We start from the raw sequence: 2,299 nt of genomic DNA, 5'->3' as shown, positions 1-2,299 counted from the left end.
CGTTAAAGCTCCGGGTCACCCCATCAAGTGGAACCTTTTCGACACCCGACCCCTAGTCCACTTGACCGGCCGACCCTCCGCTTTCTGGGAGCATCCATGTCTTTTCTTCTCCGAAGAATCGACATTTCTGACTCCCGTGAATCGAAACTCATCCGACATGCGAAACCTCCCCCGGCCTGAGGCCGTCCAACGATTCCAGAATCTTCGGAACCAGTGGCAACAAATCCTCCAAGCGGTTGCTAATCGAGCGGATGACGATCACCCCAATGGGTCGATCCTTGAGGGCCTGCTGATACTCGAGATTCGAATCAATCGTCACGAACACCTCGAAGTCGTCCTGAATGGCGCTGAGCAGTCTTCCATTGCTAAGACCTGAGAATCCCGCTTGGACCACCGTCGTCACCTGGTGGCCTTCCAGATGCCCGGCCAACCGCTTCGGCAGGCACTCGTCGAGGATCACCTTCATGGATCAAGCGGCCTGACCTTCCATCGCGACCTCGGCGGCTTGCAGCATTTGGCGCACCTGCTCAAACGATACCGACGGGAAGTCTTCGAGGAAATCCTTCACCGTACTTCCGCTCACGAGATAATCGAAGAGATTCCGGATCGGAACACGCGTTCCTCGAAAGACAGGCACACCGCCCAGAATTTCAGGATCTCTCACAACCTCATTCATTCGTTGGTAATCTAACTCCCCGACGATCATCCGGCAATTTCTTCTTTCCTGACTCACTCGGAAACAAGGGACCGCAGATTTCCCGAAGCGCCGCAACCCGGCGATTCGTTGGGAAATCGCCACCCGTGTAGTTCATGACAACCGCCACCGGTTCGGCCCGGGTGGTGAGGACGTTCGAGGGAGGAAGGTTCGCCACCACCCAGTCCTGAGGAGGCTTGTCGTGGAATTTCGGCCTTTCATCGAGTTCCTTTCGGGAACCTCCACCGTTCCACTTCGGCAGCGCTTTCAACTGGGTCAGCTCCTTTCCTGGAATTCGAACCAGGCAGCGCCGTGTCTCCTCCAGCTCTTTGCGCTGGCCCTTCAACTCGCCCAGGCACTGGACGAGATGGAGGCGGAACAGTTGGTGATGCAGCTCCACCAGTTCGGGTGCCTTGAGCTCCTCGAGCTCGGCGGGCTTCACCACATACTTGCAGGTTTCCCGGACTTTGTGGACCTGCCTGGCCTCCTTGAAGTGAAACCGCCACCAACCCCGAACCGAGGCGAGGAGGTGCCGCCAGGCAGCCGGTTGCAGCTTTCGCTTGAGATGGACGATCACGTGCGCATGAACGTGAAAGGTCGGCGCATCCGACTCGTCACGGGAAATCTCGCCGAGTTCGGTCGAGCGAAACACGATCGACGCACCTGCAGCCTGCATGAATGGCTGGGCGTTGAGTTTCGAAATCCGCCGATGCAACCAGCCGATTCGGTCGCGAATCGCATGAAGCGGAGTCCGCTCCCCCGTGGTGAAAACCCACATGCGCGAGAACGGGTGAGCTTGGACGAAGTATTCCAACTGCTTGAGCATCTGGTTTCGCTTCCGTTGCGCGACCAAGGGAATGAAAACGATGTTCCGGAAGTCCGGAATCTCGATGGATTCGCCCGAGAGCACACCCACCAGTGAGAGTTTTGAGGGTCCGTAGGCGCGGATCCCCTGCGATTCCAAGGCATCGGCAATACGGAAGGACTGAGTGACCAGCAGTTCCCTTGCGTCGTCCTGCCGCTTCTTCACCTCGCCGTCGATCTCGCGGCCGGTGAGCGCCTGGCACAGAACGAAGTAGAATGCCTCGGCGCGAGAGCTCGCCAGTGCCCTGAGCGTTTCAAGCGCGGAAGCCGCGCCGGGCGCTCTGACGAGCGCCCCGGCATCGGCGTTCCACGCCTTGACCTGAGCCATGGCCGCAGGATAAATTTCCCGGGAGATTTGATTTTCCGTCGAAGCTCGATCCGGGGTCGTCGGTGTTGCAGCACGGGCGACCCCTTTTTCATCGTCGGGGGGTGGCTCTTTCACGAATTCCCCTCCCCCCTACTGGCCCGAATAATCGCCAGGACGGCCCGCCGGATCTCAGGGCTTAGCATTGGCCAAGCCTCGCCAATTTCGGCCAACTCAGGACCATCAGTCCCAGCCTTGAGGGATGATTTGGGGGATGATTGACCTCTACATCGCCCCTCTTCCCCCTCATCCTCAGTCAGTTCTGACGAGGGTACCGAGGGTTCGAATCCCTCCCGGTCCGCCACGCCCCCAGTCCAGTTCGTCTGGACTGGGGGCATGGTGTTTCGAGGGGCCTACACCAAAGACTGGAAGAGCCC

At 59.0% G+C, this 2,299-nt stretch carries 3 protein-coding genes; all 3 read right to left on the bottom strand.

Features of this window, described 5'->3' with window-relative positions; genetic code table 11:
* Positions 1 to 148: 148 nt before the first annotated feature.
* Genes WBG04_RS21595 through WBG04_RS21585 form a run of 3 tightly spaced genes read right to left on the bottom strand, consistent with a single transcriptional unit; the run spans position 149 to position 2,000 of the window.
* Positions 149 to 466 carry a DUF5615 family PIN-like protein gene (locus WBG04_RS21595; RefSeq protein ID WP_424316889.1) on the bottom strand — a complete coding sequence of 106 codons (318 nt, stop codon included), beginning with the start codon at positions 464 to 466 and terminating at the stop codon, positions 149 to 151.
* A 3-nt stretch (positions 467 to 469) separates the two neighbouring features.
* Entirely contained in the window at positions 470 to 676 is a 207-nt protein-coding gene (locus WBG04_RS21590; RefSeq protein ID WP_424316887.1) for a DUF433 domain-containing protein, read from the bottom strand.
* On the bottom strand, positions 669 to 2,000 hold the full coding sequence (locus WBG04_RS21585; protein WP_424316885.1) for a hypothetical protein: 1,332 nt from the start codon (positions 1,998 to 2,000) through the stop codon (positions 669 to 671). Before WBG04_RS21585 ends, WBG04_RS21590 begins: the two co-directional genes overlap by 8 nt.
* Positions 2,001 to 2,299 lie beyond the last annotated feature (299 nt).

The organism is Haloferula sp. (genome assembly GCF_049672945.1).
Classification (GTDB): domain Bacteria; phylum Verrucomicrobiota; class Verrucomicrobiia; order Verrucomicrobiales; family Akkermansiaceae; genus Haloferula.
The sequence above is the reverse complement of the archived record's forward strand: the minus strand, read 5'-3'. Positions and strand labels throughout refer to the sequence as shown.